Annotated in this window: 19 protein-coding genes; 9 read left to right on the top strand and 10 right to left on the bottom strand. The window is 60.2% G+C overall.

Annotated features, from left to right (window positions below; genetic code table 11):
* Positions 1 to 58: 58 nt before the first annotated feature.
* Positions 59 to 1777 (bottom strand): glycoside hydrolase 5 family protein, encoded by a 1719-nt coding sequence (locus FNZ07_RS05025; protein WP_091012032.1) that lies wholly within the window; start codon positions 1775 to 1777, stop codon positions 59 to 61.
* A 354-nt stretch (positions 1778 to 2131) separates the two neighbouring features.
* A complete protein-coding gene (locus FNZ07_RS05020; protein ID WP_091012029.1) occupies positions 2132 to 2911 on the bottom strand; it encodes a MipA/OmpV family protein in 780 nt (259 codons plus the stop codon).
* A gap of 249 nt (positions 2912 to 3160) precedes the next feature.
* Between FNZ07_RS05020 and FNZ07_RS05015 the strand changes: the two genes are divergently transcribed.
* The 4 genes from FNZ07_RS05015 (at position 3161) to FNZ07_RS05000 (ending at position 8143) form a co-directional block, all read left to right on the top strand.
* Positions 3161 to 3835, top strand: a complete 675-nt coding sequence (locus tag FNZ07_RS05015) for a response regulator transcription factor (RefSeq protein ID WP_091012027.1) — start codon at positions 3161 to 3163, stop codon at positions 3833 to 3835.
* Complete coding sequence (locus tag FNZ07_RS05010) at positions 3832 to 5226, top strand: sensor histidine kinase (protein WP_091012025.1); 1395 nt, start codon at positions 3832 to 3834, stop codon at positions 5224 to 5226. Before FNZ07_RS05015 ends, FNZ07_RS05010 begins: the two co-directional genes overlap by 4 nt.
* 275 nt (positions 5227 to 5501) lie before the next feature.
* Positions 5502 to 6758, top strand: coding sequence for an oxalate decarboxylase family bicupin (locus tag FNZ07_RS05005; RefSeq protein ID WP_091012023.1), 1257 nt, complete (start codon positions 5502 to 5504; stop codon positions 6756 to 6758).
* A gap of 83 nt (positions 6759 to 6841) precedes the next feature.
* On the top strand, positions 6842 to 8143 hold the full coding sequence (locus FNZ07_RS05000) for an Nramp family divalent metal transporter (protein ID WP_091012019.1): 1302 nt from the start codon (positions 6842 to 6844) through the stop codon (positions 8141 to 8143).
* Positions 8144 to 8180: 37 nt separating this feature from the next.
* On the opposite strand, the gene FNZ07_RS04995 is transcribed toward FNZ07_RS05000, so the two are convergent.
* Positions 8181 to 9086, bottom strand: coding sequence for a LysR family transcriptional regulator (locus FNZ07_RS04995; protein ID WP_091012015.1), 906 nt, complete (start codon positions 9084 to 9086; stop codon positions 8181 to 8183).
* A gap of 394 nt (positions 9087 to 9480) precedes the next feature.
* Positions 9481 to 10362: a LysR family transcriptional regulator gene (locus tag FNZ07_RS04990; RefSeq protein ID WP_091012011.1), complete on the bottom strand. Its 882-nt coding sequence runs from the start codon at positions 10360 to 10362 to the stop codon at positions 9481 to 9483.
* Between the two features lie 128 nt (positions 10363 to 10490).
* Here FNZ07_RS04990 and FNZ07_RS04985 point away from each other — a divergent pair, with 128 nt between their 5' ends.
* Positions 10491 to 11957 carry a CoA transferase gene (locus FNZ07_RS04985; RefSeq protein ID WP_211367887.1) on the top strand — a complete coding sequence of 489 codons (1467 nt, stop codon included), beginning with the start codon at positions 10491 to 10493 and terminating at the stop codon, positions 11955 to 11957.
* Here FNZ07_RS04985 and FNZ07_RS04980 read toward each other — a convergent pair.
* The 3 genes from FNZ07_RS04980 to FNZ07_RS04970 form a co-directional block, all read right to left on the bottom strand.
* Positions 11954 to 12478, bottom strand: coding sequence for a hypothetical protein (locus FNZ07_RS04980; RefSeq protein ID WP_091012009.1), 525 nt, complete (start codon positions 12476 to 12478; stop codon positions 11954 to 11956). The two genes, FNZ07_RS04985 and FNZ07_RS04980, sit on opposite strands and share 4 nt — an antisense overlap.
* A gap of 261 nt (positions 12479 to 12739) precedes the next feature.
* Complete coding sequence (locus FNZ07_RS04975) at positions 12740 to 13219, bottom strand: nuclear transport factor 2 family protein (protein ID WP_091012006.1); 480 nt, start codon at positions 13217 to 13219, stop codon at positions 12740 to 12742.
* A 36-nt stretch (positions 13220 to 13255) separates the two neighbouring features.
* On the bottom strand, positions 13256 to 13900 hold the full coding sequence (locus FNZ07_RS04970; RefSeq protein ID WP_091012004.1) for a TetR/AcrR family transcriptional regulator: 645 nt from the start codon (positions 13898 to 13900) through the stop codon (positions 13256 to 13258).
* 151 nt (positions 13901 to 14051) lie between these two features.
* Here FNZ07_RS04970 and FNZ07_RS04965 point away from each other — a divergent pair, with 151 nt between their 5' ends.
* Positions 14052 to 14720 carry a YceI family protein gene (locus FNZ07_RS04965; protein ID WP_091012001.1) on the top strand — a complete coding sequence of 223 codons (669 nt, stop codon included), beginning with the start codon at positions 14052 to 14054 and terminating at the stop codon, positions 14718 to 14720.
* A gap of 23 nt (positions 14721 to 14743) precedes the next feature.
* On the opposite strand, the gene tdh is transcribed toward FNZ07_RS04965, so the two are convergent.
* The gene (tdh, locus tag FNZ07_RS04960; protein WP_091011998.1) at positions 14744 to 15775 is read right to left on the bottom strand and encodes an L-threonine 3-dehydrogenase; all 1032 of its coding nucleotides are present in this window, start codon (positions 15773 to 15775) and stop codon (positions 14744 to 14746) included.
* Positions 15776 to 15791: 16 nt separating this feature from the next.
* On the bottom strand, positions 15792 to 16991 hold the full coding sequence (locus FNZ07_RS04955; RefSeq protein WP_091011995.1) for a glycine C-acetyltransferase: 1200 nt from the start codon (positions 16989 to 16991) through the stop codon (positions 15792 to 15794).
* A gap of 184 nt (positions 16992 to 17175) precedes the next feature.
* Here FNZ07_RS04955 and FNZ07_RS04950 point away from each other — a divergent pair, with 184 nt between their 5' ends.
* The 3 genes from FNZ07_RS04950 to FNZ07_RS04940 all read left to right on the top strand — a co-directional run bounded on the left by FNZ07_RS04950 (position 17176) and on the right by FNZ07_RS04940 (position 19512).
* Positions 17176 to 17790, top strand: coding sequence for a helix-turn-helix domain-containing protein (locus FNZ07_RS04950; protein WP_091011991.1), 615 nt, complete (start codon positions 17176 to 17178; stop codon positions 17788 to 17790).
* 109 nt (positions 17791 to 17899) lie between these two features.
* The gene (locus tag FNZ07_RS04945) at positions 17900 to 18301 is read left to right on the top strand and encodes a DUF2471 family protein (protein ID WP_091011989.1); all 402 of its coding nucleotides are present in this window, start codon (positions 17900 to 17902) and stop codon (positions 18299 to 18301) included.
* A 152-nt stretch (positions 18302 to 18453) separates the two neighbouring features.
* Positions 18454 to 19512 (top strand): tyrosine-type recombinase/integrase, encoded by a 1059-nt coding sequence (locus FNZ07_RS04940; RefSeq protein ID WP_091011986.1) that lies wholly within the window; start codon positions 18454 to 18456, stop codon positions 19510 to 19512.
* Between the two features lie 81 nt (positions 19513 to 19593).
* Here FNZ07_RS04940 and FNZ07_RS04935 read toward each other — a convergent pair whose 3' ends face one another.
* The gene (locus FNZ07_RS04935; RefSeq protein WP_091011982.1) at positions 19594 to 20799 is read right to left on the bottom strand and encodes a DNA-binding protein; all 1206 of its coding nucleotides are present in this window, start codon (positions 20797 to 20799) and stop codon (positions 19594 to 19596) included.
* Between the last annotated feature and the right edge of the window lie 1912 nt (positions 20800 to 22711).

The following is a 22711-nucleotide window of genomic DNA, read 5'->3' as shown; positions in this document are numbered from 1 at the left end:
TAATCAGGGTGCCGGGCGAACTCGCCCGGCACCGGCTCTCGACACCGTCACGCAAAGACTACGTCCCGCTCTTCGGCTGCTGACGGTTTGCCACCGATGCCGGACATCCGCTGCCCGCAGGCGCAGACGGTGTGCCTGGAACGCCATCCAGATTCACGCCAACGACGCGATAGCACGGCGTAGCCGTTGCGCTCGTATCGACCCAGCCGCCCGTCGCATCGGTTGTGCAGTTCGTACATGGCGTGGACCAGCTGCCGTTGGGTTGCTGCATCTGGACAGAGTAGGTGGGAGAACCCGCCGCGCCCTGAAATTCGACGTGCCCACCGGCGGTAGAAGTAATCACCGGTGCGCCAACGAGTTCATGCGCAGGTGGAGCAGACAATCCATCCACGGTATAGCTGGAATTGCGCAGCATCTGGGCCCGTTGAGCCATGTCCGCGGCGGTGTTGGAAAGCGTGGTGATACCCGTGTAGTAGAGCGCCCACCAGTTACCGTCTTCGGTCGTTTCGCAATTCGGCTGGCATCCTTCGTTCGCTGGAATCGGCAGCCATCCCTGCCCACTCGCATGACCGACGAGTGCCCAGAAATTGTTTCCCGCTATGTTTTGATCGGAAGCAACGCCGCCCAGGAATGTCTGGAGTGCCGTCGTGGTTTGATAGTCGGTATTGTCCCAACCGTACTCGATCAGCGCATAGACCTTGCCGGCGGCTACGACCTGTGCCGCGATTGAGTGAATTCCTGGCGAATTGCCTGTGGCCTTTTCGTTGTACGCCGGAACCGAAAACCAGTGCGGATACCATTCCTCACCATACACATCGACGCTGGACACAGTGAGTATGGACGACGCCGGAAGGTTGACTACGTCTCCGCTATTGTCGATGAACAACTGCTTGCTATCGATGGACTTGAAGTAACCCGATACGGTCCCCAACCAGGCAGTAAATTGTTGATCGGATACCGCTGACGTAAACACGAGGCCGGTGCTGGACGCCGTGGCCCCGGCAATATTGAGTACATTGCCATCCACCCATCCGACGAACGTCGGGTCGTCCTTATAGGCGAGACCCGTCAGCGGATTGACGTGGTTCAGTACCGTCTGCATGTGCCGCTCGTAATCTCCGATCAGGTCCGCGTTGGTAAAGAACGCCGCTGCGCAACTGGCCGCGGAGATGTTGCGCCAGGTGCACCACCAGTTATGACTCTGATTGCCCGATGCACTTCCGTTTGCATCGCCATCGAACTCGCCAATCAGCTTGATGCCGTATTTTCGCGCTTCGGCAACCACCATATCCATTTGCGCGAATGCAGTGTTATTGAACACGCCCAGCGCCGGTTCGATACACAGCGGACATCCAACCGTATCGCCAAGCGTCTGGGCACGGACCACGGTGGCGCCCATTTCATGGATGGTGGCGAGCGCATCGTCCACCTCGTATTGCGTCGGATAGCTATAACTACCGACGGGTATCGACGTCGACGGTATAGGGCCGTAGTTCTTCAATCCGAGGTACTCGATGTTCCCGCCCGAGAACCGAAACGGATGCCCAGCAACCATCAACTGTGAACCTTGCCGTGTGACGAAAGCGTTTGCATACTGCGCAGCGCTGAGGCCCGCAACATTCGAGCGTTGAGCAGCGGTACCGGCGATATCGGGCGGGGATGAATCTACTGAAGAGCCACTACACGCAGCAAGAAAAACAAGAACCACTCCGGACATCGCATACTTGATTGCCTGCATCACACTGTTCTTCACAGAACCACGCACAATCGTTGTCATGGTGTGTCTCCGTCAGAATTTCTTTCGAATATTTGATAGATTTCCTAGGGCATTTTTTTGATATCTGATTCTGCACGCAGCAGCCGGCCAGACAGATCTGGCTGCCACTCGTGGTCGGTGCTTGTCTGCCTGTTCGCAGAAGTTTTTACTAACTGGATTTGAGAATAAACGGCAATACAAGAGTGTATTAATGAAGGTGTATTTTCAATGCGTAGTTTCGCGCATTTTTTGTTTGTTTACCTAAACATACGAAACTCTGATGTCGTGTCGGTTCGACAAAAGGAAAACCTCAACCTGGCCGGCAAGACCAGGTTGAGGTTCCGAATTGTCCGCGGCGATTGACCGACGCAAAACCTAGAACTTGTAGCTCGCAATCGTCGCCAGATTCGCCGACACACGACCTTGCACAATCGGACTATCCGCGGAATCGCCGACGAAACGCGTCAGTACGCCCGATGTCGAGACCGACCAATGTTTGTTGAACATGTGCGTCCAGGTCAGGCCGACATCGACCGCATTGAAACCGCCGCCAACGCTATATTTCCGGATGCCTGAGGCCGCGCTTTGCGACCCGGTTACGCCAAACATCGTCTGGTTGTAATCCGACGAGCCGATATGCGCGACCGCCTTCGTCGTCAGCACATCCGACGCCGTCACCATCAACGGTACCTCGACAGCGACGCGATACGAATCGCCGATGCTGCGATTGCTGAGCGGTATGTCCGCACCGACGCTTACCGAGCCCACATTCGCGAAACGGTAACCCGCCGTCAGGGACGTGATTAGCGCATTCGGTACATCGCCCATGCCGCGCAGCGTGTCCGAACCGCTTCCGAACGACTCGTTGCTGTCCTTGCGACCGATGGCATAGTTCAACGAAGCGTCGATATAGAAGTTGTGCGGCAGATTCAGCGTGTACCCGACGCCGCGCGTCGTGTCGATGTAGATGCCTACCGGCGTCACCACATTGAGGTACGGGATCGGCGTGAAGTGATACTCGTTGCTGCCGAGATACCGCGGAGCGAGGTCGACGCCGGCGCCTACCGTGACGTCGTAACCGTCGGCGAAAGCAGCCGACGAAACAGCAAAACCGGCCAACGCCAGGACAAGGTAAAAAGCAGAACGTAACTTCATCAGAGATATCCGGAGACAGTAAAACTACCCGGCGTGCATGAACGCACGGGCGTGTAACGACGAGGCGCACAGCCACAACGGCCGGCGTCCGAGAGTGATGGTGCAACGACGCTGCGGATTCTACCGACCCAACATTGTGGGAACATTACCTGTCCTCGCGCCTTGCGGAAGGCACGAATGCGCGGTTGCCACCGGCTCGCCGACGACTCACAATGCAGTCGACCCTTCGCTGCAACCCACCCGCCACCCATGCGTATCCTGCTCATCGAAGACGAACTCGAACTGGCCTCCGCGATCGAGAATGCGCTGGACAAGCGCAACATCGCCGTCGATTGCGTGTCGACGCTGAGCCAGGCACGCTATGCGATTCGCGAGTGTCAGTACAAGGTGGTACTCCTCGACCGGGGTCTGCCCGATGGCGATGGGCTGACCGTCATTCCCGATCTGCGCGCAGCGGTTCCGGGCATTCCAGTCATCGTTTTAACGGCGGCAAGCGAAATCACGGCACGCGTCGAAGGGCTCGATGCAGGCGCCGACGACTATCTGGCCAAACCCTTTTCGATGGACGAGCTGACCGCACGCCTGCGTGCACTCGCGCGCCGCTCACCGGTCATGCAGACGCATAAGATCACCGTGGGCGAGCTCGAAATCGACCTTGTTTCACTCGTCGCTACCATTCATGGCGAGCCACTCGATCTACCGAGGCGCGAATTGCTCGCACTACAGGCACTCGTCGAAAGCGCAGGCAAAACGGTACGACGCGATCAGCTCGTCGCACGTGTCTATGGTCTGAACGAAGACATTCATTCGAACGCGCTGGACACGCACATCTCCCGCCTGCGCAGCAAACTCGCGCAGCGCGGCGCCGGTGTCGAGATCCGGCCGGTTCGCGGCATCGGTTATCTACTGTCCACGACAGAATGAAATATCTGCGGAACCTGTCCATTACCCAGCGCATTTCGGTGACGCTGATCGGGACGTTGCTGACTGTCGCGATTGCATCGGGGCTGCTGACGCTGACGAATTTTCTGCAGTGGGATCTTTCCGGCTATGTGATGGATGGGCGTATCGACAGCACCATCGTCGCAGCAGTGTCGCGCACATCCGGTGGTCGTCTCGTTCTGAAGTCCACCGCGGAGCTCGAAGCGCTCAAGCGTGAAGCGCCTGGATTGTGGTTCATCGTGCGTGACCAGAGCGGCGATCAGGTCAGCATGGGGCAGGTCTCTGCCCCATGCGCATCCATAGTCGCCACGTTGCCCCGTCTTTTCAGCGGAGACGTCACGGATATCAGCGAGCACGACAACCTCTCGTGCAAGTTCAAGACGATGCGTACGCATCTCGGCGAGGCGCAGATCGTCTATGGCGGCGGCCCGCTGATGCCGATCTGGAAAGGCGCCGGCATCGCCGTGCTGCAGTATCTGGAAGCGCCGTTTTTTCTGCCCCTGCTGCTCGTCAATATCGTGGCCATTCCGGTTGTGGTTGCATTGGCGCTGCGCAGGCTGAAGGACGTCGTGCAGCTTGCACGCTACGTCGACATCAATCGTCAGGGTCTGCGTCTGCCCGAAGAGGGTCTACCGCGTGAGATTGCGCCGCTGGTGCGCGCATTCAATGCCGCGCTCGAACGCCTCGACGCCGGACGCGCACAGCAGGATCGCTTCATTGCAAACGCGGCCCACGAATTGCGCACACCGGTCGCCATCATCCGGGCACGTCTCGACGCACTGGAGAGCGGGCCGCTGAAGGTGAAGCTCGAGCAGGACGTCGAGCGTCTCGGCGAGCTGACCGACGCGCTGCTTGATCTCCAGGCGCTCAAAAGCACCATACCGCGCATGGAACCGCTGAACCTCGTCGCGCTGGTCAGCGAAACACTGGCCGATCTCGCGCCCGTTGTTCTCGCCGCGGGCCACGACGTCGAATTTGTCTGCGGTACCGAGCGACTCGAGGTTTCCGGTGACGCCGCTTCGCTCAAGCGGGTCATCGTCAACCTCGTGCAAAACGCGATCAAGCACGGCGGCGATGCCATTACGCTCACGGTGACCGTCAGGACGGAAGCCGCTCATGTTCTGATGGAATTCGCCGACACCGGCCCAGGCATCCCGCCTGCGTGGCGGGACCAGATGTTCGAGTCTTTCTCGCGCTATACGCGCCATGGCTCGGGAGCCGGCCTCGGCCTCAGCATCGTGCGAGAGATCGCCGTGATGCACGGTGGCCGCGCCACTTATTTCGAACCGCCCACGCATGGCACGGGCATTCGCGTGAGTCTGCCGCGTATCGAAGCCGGCAAGGACTTCTCCATCCAGAACGTTAACGTTTGACTTATCGTTTCGTTCAAGAAGTTTGACTGTCGTAACGCCGCGCACCTCACTAGTATTTCCTCAAGGATGCCGCTCGATACAGCCGCATCCGAACCGACGATTCCACCTTCGAGATCTGGGTACCACACCCTCAGTTCCGGCCATCGTCATCCAGACACTGCCGCGCTAACAAGCTCTTGATCAGTTCAATCAGGACGATGTCGATTGCCATCGCCTGGTAACACGACTCGTGCGCGGTTTCTTTTTAAAACTTGAATCCCGAGAGGTAACGAATCATGACTGACCTGTCACGACGCAAAATACTCGTGGGCGCGGCCGCTTCCGCTGCGGCGCTCGGCGTGGCCGCTTCGGCCAAAGCTGCTTCGTTCGGCAATCCGGACCGGCCGCCCGAAGGGCAGATCAACGCAAAGAGCCCGACGAGCCTGAACGATCCTGGCCCGCAAAATCCGGCACTAGCCGGTCAGTTTCCTTCGTTTCAGAATCCGCCTGCGACGGACATCAATGGCATGCCGCTGTTCTGGGCCTCGTTCAACAATGCGCACACGCGCTTTCAGAATGGCGGCTGGGCGCGCGAAGTGACGCAAGACGACTTCGCGATTTCCGAAGACATCTCCGGCGTGAACATGCGCCTCGCCGCTAACGGCATCCGCGAGATGCACTGGCACCAGCAAGCCGAGTGGGCGATCATGCTCGACGGCAAGTGCCGCATCACGATCCTCGACGAACAAGGTCGCCCGCAGGTGGCCGACGTAAAGACCGGCGACCTGTGGTACTTCCCGCCAGGCCTGCCGCATTCACTGCAGGGTCTGGGGCCTACGGGTGCGGAATTTCTGCTCGCGTTCGATAACGGCCACGCCTCCGAATTCAACACGCTGCTGCTGACCGACTGGATCGCGCATACGCCACCCGATGTGCTCGCCGCCAACTTCAACGTCACCGCGGACGCGTTCAAAAACATCCCCGTCGACAATCTATGGATCTTCCAGGGCGATGACCCCGGACCGTTGAATGCTGCCCAACGCGCGGTGCAGACACCGCTCGGCCAGCCTGCCCATCCGTTCATCTTCTCGCTCAGCGATCTGCCGCCGACAAAGCGCACCAAAGGCGGCATGGTGCAGATCGCCGACAGCCGGAATTTCACGGCGTCCGCCAACGTCGCCGCCGCACTGGTCACGATCCACCCGGGTGGCATGCGCGAGCTGCACTGGCATCCGAACGCCGACGAATGGCAGTACTACATCAAGGGCGAAGCACGCATGACGGTGTTCGACACAGGTCCGAAAGCGGCGACCGCCGACTTCCGCGCCGGCGACATCGGCTATGTGAAGAAGAGCCTTGGTCACTACGTGCAAAACACGGGCAACACCGACCTCGTCTTCCTCGAGATATTCAAGGCCGATCACTTCGCTGAAGTGTCGTTGTCGGACTGGCTGACCCATACGCCGCCGAAGATGGTCATGGAGCATCTGAACATCACGGCCGAGACACTCGCGAAGTTCCCGAACAGCCGGCCCGACGTCCTGCCGGTTTGACGGATTCGATCAACGTCTTATTGCGTCGCCACCCGGAGCACTGCCTGCTCCGGGTTCCCTTTCGATGAGTCCAGGGTCACACGATGTTTCCACTCAAACTATTTCAAGCGAGCGCCGCGTCGATATCGGGCGCGACACAACAGACCGAACTCGCTGTGCGCGACGTGCTGACGGGGCGCCGCAAAGGTCTACTCGCGTTTCTGCCGTTCGTCGGCCCCGCGGTGATTGCCTCGGTCGGTTATATGGACCCGGGCAACTTTGCGACGAACATTCAGGCGGGTTCGTCTTGCGGGTATGAACTGCTGTGGGTCGTCGTCATTGCGAACGTCGTCGCCATGCTGTTTCAGGCGATGTCCGCGAAGCTCGGCATCGTCACGGGCCGCAACCTGGCGGAGCTGTGTCGCGAGCAATTCCCGAAGCCCATCGTGCTGGCAATGTGGTGCGGCTCGGAGATCGCCGCAATGGCGACCGATATCGCGGAGTTTCTGGGCGGCGCCTTAGGCATATCGCTGCTGTTTCATGTGTCCCTGCTCTGCGGTCTGATAGTCACCGGTATCGTAACGATGATCATCCTGTTGCTCGACCGTGGAGGTTTTCGTCCGCTCGAGCTCGTCATCGCGGCGCTCGTCGCGGTGATCGGATTGAGCTACGTGTGCGAACTCTTCATTGCGCCGCCCGACTGGCACGCCACGCTGATCGGTAGCATCGTGCCGCGTTTGCACGGAAGCAATGCGATTACGCTCGCCGTCGGCATCATCGGCGCCACGATCATGCCGCACACGCTGTTCCTTCATTCGGGGCTCACGCAGAACCGTACCCCTGCGCGCAATGACGCGGAACGCAGCCGGCTCCTGTGGTTTTCGAACCGCGAAGTCCTGATCGCGCTCGGCATGGCCGGCTTCGTGAATCTCGCGATGGTGATGATGTCGGCGGCTGTATTTCCACGCTCCGCGGACGGCATTTCGGATATCAGCGTGGCGTATCACTCGCTGATTCCGCTGCTTGGCGTGGGCGCCGCTACCGTTTTCCTGATCTCGCTCATGGCATCGGGCATGTCGAGCTCGGTGGTCGGCACGATGGCTGGTCAGGTCATCATGCAAGGCTTCGTCGACTTCAGGATTCCGGTCTGGGCGCGCCGCATCATGACCATGGCACCGGCTTTCGTGATCGGCCTGCATTTCAATGTGGTCAATGCGATGGTGATCAGCCAGGTGGCGCTCAGCTTCTTTCTACCGATCCCGCTGGTCGCCCTCGTCGTGCTCTCGTCACGTCGCGGTGTCATGGGCACATTCGCGGCCGGCAAAACGACGATCGTGATTGCGACGCTCGCCACGATCCTGATCGTCGCGCTGAACCTGGACTTGCTCAAGCAGGTTCTGTCCTGAGTGGAATCCCAGCCGATGGGTGACCGGCGGTACTTCATCAACTGGCATACGTCGCACCTTCTGCGAGCAAAAACGCCTTGAAGGCCTGAGCGACGGGTGCCAGTTGCTTGTCCGCCCGGTGGACGACATGCCACTTTCGCAGCACCGGAAAACCCGCGACATCGAGCACGGCAAGCACACCGGCCTGCAATTCCAGCGCGACTGTGTGGGCAGACAGGAAACTGATGCCCATGCCGGCGATCACGGCTTGCTTGATGGCCTCGGTATTACTGATTTGCAACGGATCATTCAGTGCGAGTCGACCGTTGAAGCACTGCTGCATCGCATACCACGTGTCCGAACCTTCTTCACGCACGACAAATCGTTCGTTCCTCAGTTCGGAAAGGTCGATGTGGTGCTTGCCAACCTGCGGATGCTGCGGCGACGCAACGATGAAAAACGCGTGCGGCGCGAAGGGCGTGCTGATGAATTTCGACTCCGTCGGTGCGTCGACCATGATGGCAAGATCGATCCGGTTCTCCTCCAGACGGCACAGCAGACCGTCGTGATTCTCAATCATCAGATCCAGTTCGACCGCTTCGTTCCGGTTCGAAAACCCGGCCAGCAGCCGCGGCAAGTGATATCCCCCCGTGCTGATCACTCCGACGCTCAGGCTACCTCCAGCGAGGCTCCTTATCTTCGCCAGAGTCTCTTCGGCTTCGCGGAAGCAGTGAATGATCGCGCGACTGTGGTGGAGCATCTCCTGCCCTGCGGGTGTGAGGTAGATTTTCTTTCCGAGCTGCTCGAAGAGCGCAACGCCCGCATGCTCTTCCAGATGCTTGATCTGCGTCGACACTGCTGGCGGCGATAGATGCAACTCGTTTGCCGCGCGGGCAAAACTCAGGCGACGTGCAACGGTTTCGAAAGTCTTGAGTTGACGCAAAGTAGCGTTCTTCACAGTGATCTGCGTGAGGTTGGGGGCTAACCGGAGAGTCGGTTGAATCGGTTGAAGCGGCCCTAGAATAAACCGCGCATGGCATCGACAGGCATGTCATGAACATTGCAAGTTTTTCATCTTCAGTGCGATGACCTGGCAATGCAATGTCGACACCGTTTCGCTAAACGAAAGTATCGCCGTCTATCGACTAATCCCCATGCGACGCAGATCGATCCGGTTGATTGGCAACCAGCGGCGCGTAATTTTCGTAAATTTCTGGATCTGGAAATGGATATTTGCGGCTTCGCAAATAATGGAATCATGCGACTGGCATCGGTAGCGTGACTCATGCCTTTGTGGCGCGTTCCGGTGCGTCAGCGTCTTCAGTTGCCCGCCACCGTGCTCCCGAAAAATCTCACCTTCAGTCATGGGCTAACGCTAACGCTTCGCGCAATGCGCTAAGCGCAGGTGTTTCATAGCCGTTGCGCCAGATCATCCATGTATCGGCGTTGCCGATTGGCTTCTGGCGTAGCCGGGTTGTTTCGGGCGCCAGTTCGATCACGCTGCGTGGGATAAAACTGATGCACGAGCCCGAAGCGACACAAGCCAGCATGGCGTGATACGAACCGACCTCCTGGATATCGATGACGGTGTCGGTCGGTTGCGAACGCAACCAGTCTTCCGCGATCGATCGATAGGTGCAGCCCTGTTTAAACGCCGCGAGAGAATGGATTCTCAAATCGGACGCCTCTCGTACCGTCGGGTGGTCCGGCGGCAACACCAGCACCAGTTGCTCGGTGTAGACCCGAACTCCCGTCAGCCCCAGTTCGGCCAGGTCCTGCGGCGTCTCACCGGTTGAGAGCGGAAGCGCCGCGAATGCGCAGTCGAGCGTGCGATCTTTCAATGCATCGATGAGCTGGCGAGACGGGGCGGTACTCAACCGAAGCTGCACGCCAGGCCACATCTGGTGATAGCGAGCGAGCGGCTCCGGCAGACGGCTCGCGACCGTGCTTTCCATTGCCCCTATGCGCAGCAGACCTTCGGGTTGCCCGGGGCGAAGTATCTGACGCGCTTCTTCTGCCAGCGCCAGCATCCCCTTTGCGTAGCCGAGAAATTTTTCACCCTGCGGTGACAACTGCATTCTCTTGTTTTCCCGCACGAACAGCGTCACGCCGAGTTCTTCTTCGAGCTGTTGAACGCGCGTCGTGACGTTGGACTGCACCCGGCCGAGCCGCTGGGCTGCCCGGGTGATGCTGAGCTCCTCCGCAACGGCGCAAAAAATTTCCAGAGTCGAGTGATCCATGTATTTCTCAAATTAAGAACAAGTTAACTTTGTTATTCTCTAATCGAGATGCTAAGCTCAGTACGTCGATTCTGCAAGTGCTGGTTGCGTATCGGACGCGATCGAAGATCAAACAAAGGATATGGATCATGACGATGACAGAAAAACCGGAAGCATTCCGCGAACTGATGGCGATCCGCGCGGGCAAGGACATTTCGCAAAACGAAGTCGCTATCACGGGTGCTGACCCGATGTTTGCGTCGCCTTTCCGGATCGGCGAGACGTTGGCGAGCGCGCTCGCCGCACGAGCGGTTGCGGCAAATGACCTGTGGGAATTGCGAACCGGGCGTCGACAGTCTATCGGTGTCGACATCATGGCAGCGGCGGCAACGTCCCTGGGTGGGGAAGATATGACGCTCGTCAGAGGAACTGACGGGGAATATCGGCCGGCGCCGATCGCGGACTCGCTTGAACAGATGGTGGCGCTTACCCAGCCCTGGCAGACCGCCGACGGACGCTGGTTCTTGCCACATTTCAACCTGCCACATCTCGAGCGTCGTGTCCTCGACGTGCTGCAATGCGAGAAAACGCCGGAGTCGGTGGCTGCAGCGGTGCGCCGCTGGCGAGCCGACGATCTGGAAGAAGCGATCGCTGCGGCCAATGCCTGCGGCGGAATCGTACGCACACCCGAGGAATGGCTCGAGCATCCACACGGCGCCTATCTCGCGTCCCGTCCTGTCGTCGAAATTACCAGGGTGGCCGACAGCGAGCCGTTGCCGTTACCGGCTGGCGGTACGCAGCCGGCTTCCGGTATTCGCGTACTCGACTTGACCCGCATCCTCGCGGGGCCGACGACCGGCATCGGTCTGGCGGAGCACGGTGCCGACGTCCTGATGGTGACGGCGCCGCAACTGCCTCAGGTGCCGCCCTTCGTACGCGATACGAGCCACGGGAAGCGAAGCTGCTTCCTCGACATCAACGTGCCGACCGATGCTGCCCGGTTAAGAGAGCTTGTCGGCGACACCGATGTGTTCATCGACGGTTATCGGCCGCATCGTCTCGCCTCACACGGTCTGGGTATCGATGATCTGGTGAAGCTACGTCCGGGTCTCGTCCACGTCAGCGTGAACTGTTACGGCTCCGGCGGCCCGTTCGCGGACCGGGCCGGCTGGGATCAGGTGGCTCAGGCCGTGACGGGCGTATGCGACATCCAGGGTACCGCGACGAAAGCGGGGCGCCCGAAGCTGACGCCCGTGTATCTGTGCGATTTTCTCACCGGCTTCCTGGCGGCTTTTGGCACGATGCTGGCGCTTGCCCGTCGGGCACGGGAAGGCGGCAGTTATCACGTGCAGGTGTCGCTATGCCAGTCCGCCATGCTGTTGCAACGGCAGGGATTGATCGACCGTTTTGAAAACGCGCCTGGACGTTTATCGCCGGAGGCGTTCAACCAGTACGCCGTGGACGACTACGGCACGCCGTTCGGCGATCTGCGAAGCCTCGGGCCGGTCATCCGTATGTCTGAAACGCCGCCTCGCTGGGACAAAACGATTCCGGTACTCGGAGGCAATCGCGCGGAGTGGCTGCCTCGCGAGTCGTCAGGCACGCATGCAGGCTAGAACCGCACCTTCACCTGAAAGCCGATCGTGAACGGAAGATCGTCGGAAGGAATCGGCGGGATGACGATGAAGTTTGCCCCCACGCGCTTGTATTCCACCATCACGATCGGCGCTGCAACAGGGCCGATCGTGTGATTGCGGCCGAGGCCCCAGTTGCCGTAGTTGTAGCCGGAGATGATGCCGCCCATCGCGGCGAGCCGGACGTAGCCCCAATGCAGAAACTCCGGTGCCCAGACACCGCCGCCGTACCACGACGGACGACGCAGCGAATTGCGAAAGCCGCCGCCTGTTACCGCCCATTCGTTACCGAGCCAGCATTCGACGCCGAGGCCTGGATTGAACTGCTCGAAATGCTTACCGGGATCGGGGTCGATGTGATACGAGCCGAGCATCGCGTCGACCCAGACGCCGCCGCTGCACCAGTCGGCTGCATGAGCGAGGGAGGTCGTCGCCAGACCGGCGACGAATGCGGCAAGCGCAACCACGCGCCTTGTTCTGTTTCTCGTATGCCAAAAGCGCATGTCTTCTCCGTCACCGGTCGAGCGCCGGTGTCACGATGGTGATGTCGATTGAGTCGGGCTGTGCCCGTCGCACTGTACCTCACAACGCGCTGCGGCACGGTGGAGGGCTTACTCTGGACGACGGGTACGGGACCTGCGACGGCAAGCGCATCGCCGTCAGCAATCAGGAGGAAGAACGATAGCGGAGCCTGATGGCAGGCCGGTGAATGCCGCTCGGGCATTCACGGCAAGGGGGATCGGCGTCTGATAGCGCAACGTGTTTCAGAGACCGAGGTCCGACAACCCCGGATGATCGTCGGGACGGCGCCCGAGCGGCCAGCGGTACAGGCGATCGGCTTCGCGGATCGGCAGATCGTTGATGCTCGCATGGCGACGCGCCATCAAGCCATGCTCGTCGAACTCCCAGTTCTCGTTGCCGTACGAGCGAAACCAGCTGCCGGAATCGTCGTGCCATTCGTAAGCGAAGCGCACCGCGATGCGATTGTCGGTGAACGCCCACAGCTCCTTGATCAACCGGTAGTCCAGCTCCTTCGCCCACTTACGGCGCAACAGCCCGGCGATTTCCGCGCGCCCCGTGACGAATTCCGCGCGATTGCGCCATACGCTCTGCGGCGTATAGGCCAGCGATACGCGCTCGGGATCGCGGGTGTTCCAGCCGTCTTCGGCGGCTCGCACTTTCTGGATCGCGGTTTCGCGTGTGAACGGCGGAACGGGGGGACGGGTTTCGATCGGGTCGCTCATGGTGGGTCCTTGGGTTGTCGCTAAGGTGGGTACAGATCAGGTTGATTCGCGTCGCGTGTGCGAGCGCGTTGCCACTGATGCAGACGCGGCATCGAGCAGTTGTTCGGCTGCGGCGCGGGCATCGAGCGCCGCATCGGGGTCGCCGCTGACGAGTGCCACCCCGATCGCCCCGTCGATCAGGATCAACCACTGACGGGACAGGCGCGCGGCACCTCTACCGCTCACGCCACCTGACGCCGCGTATTCATCGCACACCGAACGCACGAAATCGAGCAGGCGCTCCTTGTGCTCGCGCGCGACGACACGGATCGGGTCGTCTGCCTCGGCGATTTCACCGGATGCGTTCAGGAAGGCGCAGCCATGAAAGTTGTCGGAGGCGAACCACTCGCGCAACACGTCGAACATGCCGAGCAGACGGGTGCGCGGAGTACGCCCACGTTGCTCGGTACCGGCGATGAACCAGTTCATCCAGCGTTCGTCGCGCCGCTCCAGCGCGGCAGCAACGAGCGCGTCCTTCGATTCGAAATGGGTATAGAAGCTTTTGCGTGCGGTGCCGGACAACCGGACGATCGCATCCACACCGGTGGCGTGGATGCCGTCTGCGTAGATCAGCGCTTCGGCTGCGTCGAGCAGTCGTTCGCGTGCGCCGGCGGTAGTTTGCGGGTCAGTGGAGGTCGTCATGTGTGAACGGTAGAACGATCATTCCACCGCGTCAAGCAACCCATGTTCGATGTAGTGTCTTGCTGCCGTGTGCAGCCGCAAATGAGCGGTGGCGTCACGATTACGCCAGATCGGTTATCGTGGCATCGCTCCCTTCACCGGATACCCGTTCATGAACCCGCTTTCAGTCCGCGCTGTTTTCACACGTACATTTTCAGCGATCGCGATGGCAGCTGTAGCCGCTGTGGCTGTGCTCACAGCGTGCACGCCGCTCCAGATCGTGACGCATTCGGTCAGCCAGACGGAAGCTCGCGTGCCAACCGGGCAATACACGCTCGATCCGCACCACTGGAGCGTGATCTTCGACGTCGATCATTTGAAATATTCACGCTTCACGATGCGCTTCGATCGTGTGGACGCGCAACTCGACTGGAATCAGGGCGGACTGGACAAGAGTCAGGTGACGGTCGCGATCGATGCCAATAGCGTCGACACGAATGTGCCGATCCTCGACCGGCTCGTCAAAGGCGCGGATATGTTCGATGCCGCGAATCATCCGCAAATCCGCTTTGTCAGCACGCGGTTCGAGCGCACCGGCGACGCGCGCGGCACACTCACCGGCAATCTGACGATCCGCGATGTGACGCAGCCCATCACGCTCGACGTCACGTTCAACGGTTTCTCACCCGATCCGCTGACGAAGCAGGACACGCTCGGCTTTTCAGCGGAAGGCCGCTTTAGCCGCGCGAAGTTTGGATTGGGAACCTGGTACCCCGCGGTCGGCGACGATGTGCACGTGCGGATTCAGGCGGAGTTTGTGCGGCCGCCAGCTGGCAACTAAACCAGCCCGCGGCCAAACGGTAATTACGCGGCAGTCCAGTCGAGGATCACCTTGCCGCTTTCGCCCGAGAGCATTGTGGCGAACGCTTCCTGATAGTCGTCGACGGGGAAGCGGTGCGTGAGGATCGGCGAGAGGTCGAGCCCGCTTTGCAGCATCGCGACCATCTTGTACCAGGTCTCGAACATCTCCCGGCCATAGACGCCCTTGATTTCGAGGCCCTTGAAGATCACCTGGGTCCAGTCGATCGCGGTCTGCGAGGGCAGAATACCAAGCAGCGCAATCTTGCCGCCGTGATTCATCGCTTCGAGCATGCTCGTGAACCCGCTCGGCACACCGGACATTTCGAGGCCCACATCGAAGCCCTCGGTCATGTGCAGATCGTCCATCACATCGCGCAACGATTCGCGCAATACGTTCACCACGCGGGTCGCACCCATCTTGCGCGCGAGTTCGAGCCGGTAGTCGTTGACGTCGGTGATCACGACGTTGCGCGCACCGACATGCTTCGCGATCGCCACGGCCATGATGCCGATCGGTCCAGCACCGGTAATCAACACATCTTCGCCGACCAGATTGAACGACAGCGCCGTGTGCGTTGCGTTGCCGAACGGATCGAAAATCGCGGCGAGATCGTCGGAGATATCAGCCGGAATCTTGAACGCGTTGAACGCGGGGATCACCAGAAACTCGGCGAATGCGCCTTCACGATTCACACCGACGCCCACTGTATTGCGACACAGATGGCGTCGACCCGCGCGACAGTTGCGGCAGAAGCCGCACGTGATGTGTCCTTCACCGGACACCCGGTCGCCAATCGAAAAACCCCGTACTTCCTGGCCCATCTCGACGATTTCGCCGACGTATTCGTGGCCGACGTGCATCGGCACAGGAATCGTTTTCTGCGCCCAGTCGTCCCACTTCCAGATATGAATATCGGTGCCGCAGATCGCCGTGCGCGTGATGCGGATCATCACGTCGTTGTGGCCGACTTCAGGTTTTTTCACGCGCGTAAGCGTGAGGCCAGGCCCGCGTTCGAGTTTTGCAAGTGCTTTCATATGTGCCTCTGATTCTTCAAATGATGCCGAGCGAGCGGCCGACACGGGCGAATGCATCGACAGCCTGGTCGATCTGTGCGGGCGTATGCGCCGCGCTCATCTGCGTGCGGATGCGCGCGCGGCCTTTCGGCACGACCGGGTACGAGAAGCCGATCACGTAAACGCCCTCCTGCAGCAGTGCATCGGCCATGCGCGATGCGAGTTGCGCGTCGCCAAGCATCACGGGAATGATCGGGTGTTCGCCGGGTACGAGCGTAAAACCGAGTGCGCTCATCGCGCCGCGGAAGTGGGCGCCGTTCGCGCGTACGCGTTCGCGCAGTTGCGCACCTTCGTCGCTGGCGAGCAGTTCGAGCACTTTCAACGACGCGGCTGCGATGCTCGGCGTGAGCGTGTTGGAGAACAGGTAAGGACGTGAGCGCTGGCGCAGCAGTTCAATGACTTCGCTGCGCGCGGCAACGTAGCCACCGGACGCGCCACCGAGTGCCTTGCCGAGCGTACCGGTGATGATGTCGACGCGCGACAGCACGCCGCAATATTCGGGCGCGCCGCGACCATGTTCGCCGATAAAGCCGACCGCGTGCGAGTCGTCTACCATCACGAGCGCGCCGTAACGATCGGCGAGATCGCAGATGCCGGCGAGGTCTGCGATGATGCCGTCCATCGAAAATACGCCGTCGGTGGCAATCAGCTTGAAGCGCGCGCCCGCTGCATCGGCTTCGCGTAGCTTCGCCTCGAGATCGGCGAGATCGTTGTTCTTGTAGCGAAAGCGCTTCGCTTTCGACAGACGCACGCCATCGATGATGCTCGCGTGATTCAGTTCGTCGCTGATGATCGCGTCGGATTCATCGAGCAGCGTTTCGAACAGGCCGCCGTTCGCATCGAAGCAGCTCGAATACAGAATGCAGTCGTCGGTGTGGAGAAAATCTGCGAGTGCGCGTTCCAGTTGCTTGTGCACGGTCTGCGTGCCGCAGATAAACCGCACCGACGCCATGCCGAAGCCGTCGTTGTCGAGACCGGCTTTGGCGGCTTCGATCAGGCGTGCGTCGTTGGCAAGACCCAGGTAGTTGTTCGCGCAGAAATTCAGTACGCCGTTGCCGGCGGTCAGGCGGATCTCCGCCGACTGCGGGCTGTCGATCACGCGCTCGGTCTTGTGAAAACCGTCTGCGCGGATCTGTTCGAGTGTCCCGCGCAAATGGGAAAGATAGGCGTCACGCATGAATCGGGCTCCTGAAAGGGTGGGCCGGCGGCACGACAGATTGATTCTGCGATCGCTCGAGGGAGGGTAAACGTACTCGCCCGCGTCGTGTCCTGCTATAGTCGGCTGTCAGTTTTATCGAAAATTTTCGCTTTTCCGAACTAGAATTCGATATATCGAACAACTCTAAACGATAGGTCAGTAAATGGCAAGTTCGACAAGCCGGCGTCCGGCATCGCCCGCCGCTCCCACAGCCGCTGCTTCGCTCGCGGCGCCGCCGCGCGTCGGCGAGCAGATCCAGCGGCTGCGCAGCGAGCGCCGCATGACGCTCGACGATCTGTCGCGCGCGGCGGGCGTGTCGAAATCGATGCTGTCGGAAATCGAGCGCGACAAGGCTAATCCGACGATTGCCGTCGCCTGGCGCCTGACCCACGCGCTCGGCGTCAGCCTCGATTCGCTGTTCGCCGTGCAGAAGGCGCCCGAAGCGATTGCCGTGTCCGGCCCGCACGAAATCCCGACCTTGAGCGGTCACGATGCCGGCTACCAGTTGCGCGTGTGGGGGCCGATCGAACTGGCAGGGAAGTTCGAATGGTACGAGTTGACGCTGCAGGCCGGGGGCGCTCTGGTGTCGAACGCACACGAACCTGGCACCCGCGAGCATCTCACGGTCCTGCACGGCACGATCGAGGTGGAAGCGGCCGGCGCGACGAAGCGCCTGAAAACCGCGGACACCGCCCGTTATGTCGCAGACGAACCGCACGCGATCCGCAATGCCGGCAAGGGGGAGGCCAAGGCGTTGCTGATCGTGATCCATGGATAAGCATCTCCAGTGAGCAGGGCCGGTCACGCATCATGCGTTAGCCAATAAGCCGAGGTTGCGGCAATCACTGTATGTTTGTACAGTAGATGCCCGACGACCGGAGCCGAACATGAACGACCCCACCGATCACGACCTGGCCGCCCGGCGCTTCCAGACCGCGGCGCGCGACCTCGAACATATCGTCCGCAATATCTCAGCACGCTACATTGTGCGCGGCGTGCCGCTCACGTGGCGGCTGCTGCACGCAATCGAAGCCGAAGCGCTGGCCGATCTCGGCCTCGCAAGCCGGCATGACGAAATCATGTTGAGCCTGTTTCAGCGGCCAAGCGGCCTGTCTTACCCCGAAACGGACGATCCGGTCAGCTTCGGCGCGTCGAATGCGCTGCCAGCCGTGTTCGCGTTTGCGGTCACAGCCTATGAAGAGGCCGAGCGCCGCGCGGCAACACAACTCGCGTCGTCACAAACGCGCCGTCGTGCACAACCGAGGCGCGGGCGACCCTGGGGCGGCTAGCGTCCGGCGGGCTCGGCCGCCTCTCGGCACTGCGTGTGGGCGATCTCCTGGAAAGTCTCACCAGTCAGGTTCTTTCGACGGCGATATCACCTGAGTGCCCTGTGACGACCTGCAGATATCCTACAATTACGCAACTAACTGAAATAGAGATCATGTCCTCGCCGACCGCCTCAAGTACCGGGCATCCTCGTCCGCACGCCACCGATCTCTTCGATCAGGAACGTGAGGCATGGCGTCGCGATCCACACACCGCATTCGATACATGGCTCGCGAGCCAGCGTCTGCGCCGTTCGTCCGCCGACGTATATCGTGCTCAATGGGGCTTCTTCCTCGACTGGCTCAACCTTCGGCACAAGCATCTGATCACGGTCGATATGCCGACCATCGCGGAATTCGTCGCGCAACTGCCAGTACGAAAACCACAGCGTGTCCGCTATTTACGACTGATCGAGCGGGTTCTCGATCACGTGCGTTCGATCGAACTGGCATCGACCAATCCCGCGCGCTTCATCGCGCAGGACGGCGAAGCCGCGTGGCGCGACGCACGCGATAATGAACCCACCGGTTTTCTGAGTGCCGCTGAACGGGCAACGCTGATCGCCCAGTTGTTCTCACCGGTCGTGACCTTGTCGAACTCTCAACGCTGGCGAGAGCGTCGCGACCGCGCGCTCACCGCGCTCTTTCTCGGTGGCGGAATCAAGACAGGAGAGGCGGCAATGCTCTCGGTTAGTTGCGTGAGTGCCGGCTCCCAGTGGGTTACGGTCGACGCGCCCGATCCATCGTTGACGCGGCGTACCCGGCTGTCGCCGTTTGCTGTAGCCATCCTCGATGCGTGGCTGGCAGAGCGTCGACTTTCCGGGCAGACGGGAGATCTGGTCTTTCCGGCGTCGCCCGCCGGCCGGCCGATGCACAAGGCGACCGTGCTTCGCGCAGTGGACGCGCAAGTCGAAGCGTCTGGAATCGCGGAAGCAAGGGCCGCGCGGGCAAGCCCACATACGCTGCGCAACACTTTCGCGGCCGATCTGTTCGAAAGCGGGGTGGCGCCGGAACTGGTCGGGCAGTGGCTGGGGTTCGCTCAGGCGGTTTCCGCGAACCGGCTGCATCGGGCGTGGAAAGCGTGGGCGGAAAAGCAGGAATCGGTGGCGGGTAACGGTAGCGAACCAGACCCAGGCGCTCCCGCCGATGCCCCGTCAGTCAAACCACCCGCCTGATTCGCGTCCCGAACTGCCTCACCTTCTAGGTCCCGAATTCCCTCACCTTTAGGGGTTTCGGCCATTCGGGCCTCGCAAAAATCACGCTGCGGAGGTGTCGATAGCAGCGGAAATGAAGCGGGTAACCGCCTCCAGCCGGGAATCGCCCGGCCCGGAGGTGTGGTCGCATTCCGGGCAGAAGAGTTCGTACCGGTGATCGACCTGCGAGAGCTCCGGCTCACCCTCCGAACACTTTGGGCAATGCTGCGGAAGCGCAACGTGTCCATCGGCCGCGGTGCCAATCCGGGTAAGCTCCCCGGCGCTCAAGCGTCCCGTCGACGCAAGCGACCACAACAGTCCGCCGACATTCGCGTCGATCCCTTGCTGGGCATGCAACTGTGCGGTCTCCTGGGTCAGGCGGTCGATTTCATCCGACTGCTCGCGCAACTGGGCGTCAAGCCGATCGCCGCGCGCCTTCGCCGCCGCGAGCTGCTGGATGAAATCGAACTCTTTCCGGCTGTTGTCCCTGACGCCGGCCTGATAGGTCGCGGCCATGCTGCGCAACGAATCCAGCTCGACCAGCATCGGTTTGACGCGGCGCTCTGCTTCGGCAATCGCGTCCTTGATCTGTTGCGCATAATGCTCGGTACTTTGGCGCATTTCGACGTGCAAAGCGTCGATTCGGTCGCGTAAAGCTGCATTTGTCGATTGCTCGGTATCCACACGCTTTTGCAGCGTTTCGTTTTCGGCTTCCAGCCGGCGCACCGCGGTCTGCAGCCCTTCGTGATGGACTGCGCCGTGCGTATTGGCGGTAGCGATATCGGCCTCGAGTATCCGAATTCGTTCGCCGGCGGCCTGTGCCCGGTCTTCGCTGCGCTGCACCGCTTCATCCGACGCTTCGCGGCGAATCTCCGCCTCACGTACAGCCTGTTTCGCGGCGGAAAGCTCGGCGTGCATTTCGCTGCGCTCGGCGTCGAGCGTCGAACGGGCCTGATTGAGCGCTTCGTCGAACAGTGCGCCGAGCAGTTCGCCGGCACGCGTCTCGAGCGCTTCGGGAATCGCACCGGCTCCGACGCGGGTCTGTGAGGTCGAACGAATGCGTTCCCAGAAGCTGTCGATGTCTTTGGGAATATCGCTGGCACTGCCTGTTTGGGTGAGATCTCTTACCGCCGCCATGGACGGGCGGATGCCCAGATCGAAGAAGAGGCGCTTGCACGCATGCAGGGAAAGATCCTGTCGCCGGGCACCGCTTTCGCGTAGTAGTTTGAGTTCTTCGCGGATTGCCTGACGTTCCTGATCTAGATTCATATGCCGTTCCAGTGTTTGGCTACGACGAATCATAACAAATTACGTAGTGAATGCTACTTTTTGCTGTAACAGAGCTATCTACGCGAGATACATGTCATGCAATGGGCCTGCCCTTCACGTTATACCTCTGTGATCTAAGGTTTTCCGTGAAACAAAGCGAAGTATGGCAGTTAAGTCATTGTTTTGTTTTGATTTTTACAACTTCCCAATGATTTGGCACTGTTCCACGCCGGAGGGGAGATGCTTTTTTACTGAAGCACGGGTTCCAACTGCTTGAGAGTAATAAAAGTAAACACCCTTGAACCTAGTTAAAAACGTTAACGCCATGGCAAACCTTTACCTGGTAAGGGTTCCAGCGGTATGAGGTGAGGCTTTGCGGGACAGATGGTGAGTCCATCCGGGACGCGCGGGTGATGGGGTTCAGGAGCGTGGGTGAGTCACTGCGGGACACCAAGTGAGTGGGTTCAGGGGCGGTCCAGATAATCGGGATCTCCAAAGGTGAGGTTTTGCGGGACCTGGTTCCCGCTCTCCCTTGATGTGTCCAATCCTTGCTTCGATGCCGGAAATCCTGACGGTGAGGTTTTTCGGGAGGTGTTTCTGATTCGGTTTTGGGCGTGAATGGGAGGGTCCGGATAGCCAAGGTGAGCCTTACCGGGACAAAACGGGGCACGGACGTGAGGCTATTCGGGAGTCGAAGGGCTGAAAGCCCCGAAAAACAAGGGTTTCCGGGGTTCAGGTGAGATTTTTCGGGAGTGTCGGCCCGTGGACGGACTCTGATTCGACCAAGGGTAGTTCATCGATGGTCATGCTGAAATGCCAAAGGTGAGGGATTTCGGGAGCGTCGTTGAGGCAATCCGGTTGCATCAAAATAACGGCTCATGGGCGATGGGTGAGGCTTTTCGGGAGGCATTTTTGTTCTCTGGAGGCTCAAGGGTGAGCGAATACGGGAACAAGTTTGCGGTCACTTACGGCGAAAGCGCGCAGGAGACTGAATGGTGAAGGCCGGCTACGAACACATGAATCCGCTGAGGTGAGGCTTTGCGGGGGCAGCGAAACGATGGTTTCTGCGCGCCTGAATGTTCTTAAGGTGAGGCTTTTCGGGATCAGTGGGCTCATGTTGCATGTTGTGTTTCCTTCATAAGTCCCGGAAATGACTGGATATTTTCCCAGGGATCTCGAATGGTGAGTGTTTCCGGGAGCGAGGGTTCCGGGTAGCGGTTCTCCGGCAGGATCGTTCGATCACGCGTTAGGTGAGGGTTTTCGGGACCCCTGGACGGTCTATCCATTGTGAACACGGGGTCGTCCTTTCGCTTCGCATGGCACGCCCGGATACTTAAGGTGAGGGTTTGCGGGAGCGACACTTTGTTCCTGCGATTGGCTGAGGTTCGGTGATCGAGGTTTCTTGCTGCAGACACCGGGGAGGCGCGACCTCTGAAGCGTCTCGACTGCTATGGGCACGGGTGGCGGCGATCGCCCTGAGTTTCCGGGAGGACGGTCGGACAGTGATGACAGGCCGCTCTCCGTGGCTGCTGCGCCTATCCTGAGTGAGCCTTTGCCAGAGGCGGTCGAGCCGTTATCGGGTCGCACGTCCCGGCGGCCTTGAGATAGCGCCCGGTTTTGTTTTCCATGGTTGCCGTCAGGGACGCCGCCAGGAAAACGCCTCAAGTTTCGTGCGCATTTTCCGTCGCAGAATTACGACAAATTGATTGGTGAGCCGATACGGGATGGGCGCGAAGCGGTCGGATGCATCGGTAATCGATGCGGAATTTGTGGAATGTCCGGGGCACAACGGTGTCGGCGGATCGCCCAAAATCCTGAAGGTGAGGATCTTCGGGAGGCGGTCGAGGTGAGTGACGATCCGTAAACCCGCTTCACCCGAAATGGTGAGATCGGCCCTATAGACGCACATCAC

This window comes from Paraburkholderia megapolitana, from assembly GCF_007556815.1.
Taxonomy (GTDB): domain Bacteria; phylum Pseudomonadota; class Gammaproteobacteria; order Burkholderiales; family Burkholderiaceae; genus Paraburkholderia; species Paraburkholderia megapolitana.
The sequence above is the reverse complement of the archived record's forward strand: the minus strand, read 5'-3'. Positions and strand labels throughout refer to the sequence as shown.

Coding starts and splice junctions, on each gene's coding strand:
- FNZ07_RS05025 (WP_091012032.1), bottom strand. CDS start 1,777: ATGACAACGATTGTGCGTGGTTCTGTGAAGAACAGTGTGATGCAGGCA.
- FNZ07_RS05020 (WP_091012029.1), bottom strand. CDS start 2,911: ATGAAGTTACGTTCTGCTTTTTACCTTGTCCTGGCGTTGGCCGGTTTT.
- FNZ07_RS05015 (WP_091012027.1), top strand. CDS start 3,161: ATGCGTATCCTGCTCATCGAAGACGAACTCGAACTGGCCTCCGCGATC.
- FNZ07_RS05010 (WP_091012025.1), top strand. CDS start 3,832: ATGAAATATCTGCGGAACCTGTCCATTACCCAGCGCATTTCGGTGACG.
- FNZ07_RS05005 (WP_091012023.1), top strand. CDS start 5,502: ATGACTGACCTGTCACGACGCAAAATACTCGTGGGCGCGGCCGCTTCC.
- FNZ07_RS05000 (WP_091012019.1), top strand. CDS start 6,842: ATGTTTCCACTCAAACTATTTCAAGCGAGCGCCGCGTCGATATCGGGC.
- FNZ07_RS04990 (WP_091012011.1), bottom strand. CDS start 10,362: ATGGATCACTCGACTCTGGAAATTTTTTGCGCCGTTGCGGAGGAGCTC.
- FNZ07_RS04985 (WP_211367887.1), top strand. CDS start 10,491: ATGACGATGACAGAAAAACCGGAAGCATTCCGCGAACTGATGGCGATC.
- FNZ07_RS04980 (WP_091012009.1), bottom strand. CDS start 12,478: ATGCGCTTTTGGCATACGAGAAACAGAACAAGGCGCGTGGTTGCGCTT.
- FNZ07_RS04975 (WP_091012006.1), bottom strand. CDS start 13,219: ATGAGCGACCCGATCGAAACCCGTCCCCCCGTTCCGCCGTTCACACGC.
- FNZ07_RS04970 (WP_091012004.1), bottom strand. CDS start 13,900: ATGACGACCTCCACTGACCCGCAAACTACCGCCGGCGCACGCGAACGA.
- FNZ07_RS04965 (WP_091012001.1), top strand. CDS start 14,052: ATGAACCCGCTTTCAGTCCGCGCTGTTTTCACACGTACATTTTCAGCG.
- tdh (WP_091011998.1), bottom strand. CDS start 15,775: ATGAAAGCACTTGCAAAACTCGAACGCGGGCCTGGCCTCACGCTTACG.
- FNZ07_RS04955 (WP_091011995.1), bottom strand. CDS start 16,991: ATGCGTGACGCCTATCTTTCCCATTTGCGCGGGACACTCGAACAGATC.
- FNZ07_RS04950 (WP_091011991.1), top strand. CDS start 17,176: ATGGCAAGTTCGACAAGCCGGCGTCCGGCATCGCCCGCCGCTCCCACA.
- FNZ07_RS04945 (WP_091011989.1), top strand. CDS start 17,900: ATGAACGACCCCACCGATCACGACCTGGCCGCCCGGCGCTTCCAGACC.
- FNZ07_RS04940 (WP_091011986.1), top strand. CDS start 18,454: ATGTCCTCGCCGACCGCCTCAAGTACCGGGCATCCTCGTCCGCACGCC.
- FNZ07_RS04935 (WP_091011982.1), bottom strand. CDS start 20,799: ATGAATCTAGATCAGGAACGTCAGGCAATCCGCGAAGAACTCAAACTA.